The organism is Longirhabdus pacifica (assembly GCF_004115085.1).
GTDB classification, from domain to species: Bacteria; Bacillota; Bacilli; order Paenibacillales; family DSM-105158; genus Longirhabdus; species Longirhabdus pacifica.
The window spans coordinates 5,001-9,208 of the sequence record NZ_QXJP01000039.1; the positions used below are offsets into that span (position 1 = coordinate 5,001).

The window sequence follows — 4,208 nt, forward strand, 5'->3', positions numbered from 1 at the left end:
CGCTGGCTCCGTCAGTGTAGCGCGCGTGCGGCCCAGAACGTCTAAGGGCATCACAGACCTGTTATTGCCTCAAACTTCCATCGGCTTGAAACCGATAGTCCCTCTAAGAAGTGGATAACCAGCAAATGCTAGCACCACTATTTAGTAGGTTAAGGTCTCGTTCGTTATCGCAATTAAGCAGACAAATCACTCCACCAACTAAGAACGGCCATGCACCACCACCCACAAAATCAAGAAAGAGCTCTCAATCTGTCAATCCTTATTGTGTCTGGACCTGGTGAGTTTCCCCGTGTTGAGTCAAATTAAGCCGCAGGCTCCACTCCTGGTGGTGCCCTTCCGTCAATTCCTTTAAGTTTCAGCCTTGCGACCATACTCCCCCCAGAACCCAAAGACTTTGATTTCTCGTAAGGTGCCGAGTGGGTCATTAAAAAAACACCACCCGATCCCTAGTCGGCATAGTTTATGGTTAAGACTACGACGGTATCTGATCATCTTCGATCCCCTAACTTTCGTTCTTGATTAATGAAAACGTCCTTGGCAAATGCTTTCGCAGTAGTTAGTCTTCAATAAATCCAAGAATTTCACCTCTGACAATTGAATACTGATGCCCCCGACCGTCCCTATTAATCATTACGATGGTCCTAGAAACCAACAAAATAGAACCAAACGTCCTATTCTATTATTCCATGCTAATATATTCGAGCAATACGCCTGCTTTGAACACTCTAATTTTTTCAAAGTAAAAGTCCTGGTTCGCCAAGAGCCACAAGGACTCAAGGTTAGCCAGAAGGAAAGGCCCCGTTGGAAATCCAGTACACGAAAAAATCGGACCGGCCAACCGGGCCCAAAGTTCAACTACGAGCTTTTTAACTGCAACAACTTTAATATACGCTATTGGAGCTGGAATTACCGCGGCTGCTGGCACCAGACTTGCCCTCCAATTGTTCCTCGTTAAGGTATTTACATTGTACTCATTCCAATTACAAGACCCGAATGGGCCCTGTATCGTTATTTATTGTCACTACCTCCCTGAATTAGGATTGGGTAATTTGCGCGCCTGCTGCCTTCCTTGGATGTGGTAGCCGTTTCTCAGGCTCCCTCTCCGGAATCGAACCCTTATTCCCCGTTACCCGTTGAAACCATGGTAGGCCACTATCCTACCATCGAAAGTTGATAGGGCAGAAATTTGAATGAACCATCGCCAGCACAAGGCCATGCGATTCGAAAAGTTATTATGAATCATCAAAGAGTCCGAAGACATTGATTTTTTATCTAATAAATACATCTCTTCCAAAGGGTCGAGATTTTAAGCATGTATTAGCTCTAGAATTACCACAGTTATACCATGTAGTAAAGGAACTATCAAATAAACGATAACTGATTTAATGAGCCATTCGCAGTTTCACTGTATAAATTGCTTATACTTAGACATGCATGGCTTAATCTTTGAGACAAGCATATGACTACTGGCAGGATCAACCAGATAACTATCTTAAAAGAAGAAGCAACAAGCAGTAAAAAAGAAAGAAACCGAAATCTCTTTTTTTTTTTCCCACCTATTCCCTCTTGCTAGAAGATACTTATTGAGTTTGGAAACAGCTGAAATTCCAGAAAAATTGCTTTTTCAGGTCTCTCTGCTGCCGGAAATGCTCTCTGTTCAAAAAGCTTTTACACTCTTGACCAGCGCACTCCGTCACCATACCATAGCACTCTTTGAGTTTCCTCTAATCAGGTTCCACCAAACAGATACCCCGGTGTTTCACGGAATGGTACGTTTGATATCGCTGATTTGAGAGGAGGTTACACTTGAAGAATCACAGTCTTGCGACCGGCTATTCAACAAGGCATTCCCCCAAGTTTGAATTCTTTGAAATAGATTGCTATTAGCTAGTAATCCACCAAATCCTTCGCTGCTCACCAATGGAATCGCAAGATGCCCACGATGAGACTGTTCAGGTTAAACGCAAAAGAAACACACTCTGGGAATTTCTTCCCAAATTGTATCTCTCAATACGCATCAACCCATGTCAATTAAACACGCTGTATAGAGACTAGGCAGATCTGACGATCACCTAGCGACTCTCTCCACCGTTTGACGAGGCCATTTACAAAAACATAACGAACGACAAGCCTACTCGAATTCGTTTCCAAACTCTTTTCGAACTTGTCTTCAACTGCTTTCGCATGAAGTACCTCCCAACTACTTTTCCTCACACTTGTACTCCATGACTAAACCCCCCCTCCCATTACAAACTAAAATCTTACTTTTATTTTCTTTTGCCCTCTCTGTCGCTCTGCCTTAACTACGTATTTCTCGCCGAGAAAAACTTCAATTTAAGCTATTCTCCAAAAATCTTAGCGTATATTTTTTTTCCAAAGTGACAGGTGCCCCGGGTAACCCAGTTCCTCACTATTTTTTACTGCGGAAGCGGAAGCGGAAAATACGGAAACGCGCGGGAACATACAAAACATACAAAATATACCTTTCTCACACAAGAAATATATGCTACTTGCAAAATATCATACCAAAAAACTTTTCACAACCGAAACCAAAACCAACGGATATCATACATTACACTACCACCATTCAAACTTTACTACTATCCTCCCTTCAGTTTCCCTTTTTCTGCCTTTTTCGGTGACGGAAATACGCTTCAGAGACCCTAAAGGGAAATCCATGCCATAACAGGAAAGTAACATCCCAATGCGGACTATACCACCCCACCACACTCCTACCAATAACGGTAACTATTCTATGTTTTCTTACTCCTATGTCTATTCATCTTTCATCTGACTACCTAATACTATGCAAAAATGTAAAATCATCACACAAAACATAAACAATCAAAATCAGCCATTTCCGCACCTTTTCCTCTGTCCACTTTCAACCGTCCCTCCAAATGTAAAATGGCCTATCGGAATACATTTTCTACATCCTAACTACTATAAAACAACCTTTAGACTTACGTTTGCTACTCTCATGGTCTCAATACTGCCGCCGACATTCTGTCCCACATACTAAATCTCTTCCCGTCATTATCGCCCGCATCCGGTGCCGTAAATGCAAAACAAATACCATCTATGTCTTCCACACCATCATTTTACTATGCCTGCCACCATCCATTTGTCTTTTGCACCATATCTTCATAACCTGTCACCTTGAAACTACCTCTGCATGCCACCTACCGACCAACTTTCATGTTCTGTTTCGACCTACCTCTTGTAAATGACAAATCACCTTTTTCATCGTATGCACCTTATTCTCCACATCACAATGCACTATTGCTTTTGCTTTTTCACCTGTCATATCCTATTGCTATTAGATGAAATATAATAAAAATTGTCCTCCACCCATAACACCTCTCACTCCCACCTACTGAACATGTCTGGACCCTGCCCTCATATCACCTGCGTTTCCGTTAAACTATCGGTTGCGGCCATATCTACCAGAAAGCACCGTTTCCCGTCCGATCAACTGTAGTTAAGCTGGTAAGAGCCTGACCGAGTAGTGTAGTGGGTGACCATACGCGAAACTCAGGTGCTGCAATCTTTATTTCTTTTTTTTTTTTTTTTTTTTTTTTTTTTTCTAGTTTCTTGGCTTCCTATGCTAAATCCCATAACTAACCTACCATTCGATTCAGAAAAATTCGCACTATCCAGCTGCACTCTTCTTCTGAAGAGTTAAGCACTCCATTATGCTCATTGGGTTGCTACTACTTGATATGTACAAACAATATTCTCCTCCGATATTCCTACAAAAAAAAAAAAAAAAACACTCCGGTTTTGTTCTCTTCCCTCCATTTCCCTCTCTTCTACGGTTAATACTTTCCTCTTCGTCTTTTTCTACACCCTCGTTTAGTTGCTTCTTATTCCTTCCCGCTTTCCTGCACTAACATTTTGCCGCATTACACTATATGATCGTAGTACATCTTACAACTCCGCATACCGCGTCGCCGCGTCGCCGCGTCGCCAAAAATTTACTTCGCCAACCATTCCATATCTGTTAAGTATACATGTATATATTGCACTGGCTATTCATCTTGCACTTTTCCTCTTTCTTCTTCCCAGTAGCCTCATCCTTTTACGCTGCCTCTCTGGAACTTGCCATCATCATTCCCTAGAAACTGCCATTTACTTAAAAAAAAAAAAAAAAAAAAAATGTCCCCACTGTTCACTGTTCACTGTTCACTTGTCTCTTACATCTTTCT

At 41.9% G+C, this 4,208-nt stretch carries 1 protein-coding gene and 2 rRNA genes (1 of these 3 only partly in view); 1 reads left to right on the forward strand and 2 read right to left on the reverse strand.

All coding sequences use genetic code 11. The features are described 5' to 3' along the window. A 16S ribosomal RNA gene (locus D1Z92_RS18015) occupies positions 1-1,491 on the reverse strand; it reaches 319 nt to the left of the window's first position. A gap of 540 nt (positions 1,492-2,031) precedes the next feature. Then, positions 2,032-2,214: a hypothetical protein gene (locus D1Z92_RS18020; protein ID WP_001232349.1), complete on the reverse strand. Its 183-nt coding sequence runs from the start codon at positions 2,212-2,214 to the stop codon at positions 2,032-2,034. Positions 2,215-3,429: 1,215 nt separating this feature from the next. Here D1Z92_RS18020 and rrf point away from each other — a divergent pair. Beyond that, a 5S ribosomal RNA gene (gene rrf / locus D1Z92_RS18025) occupies positions 3,430-3,550 on the forward strand. Positions 3,551-4,208 lie beyond the last annotated feature (658 nt).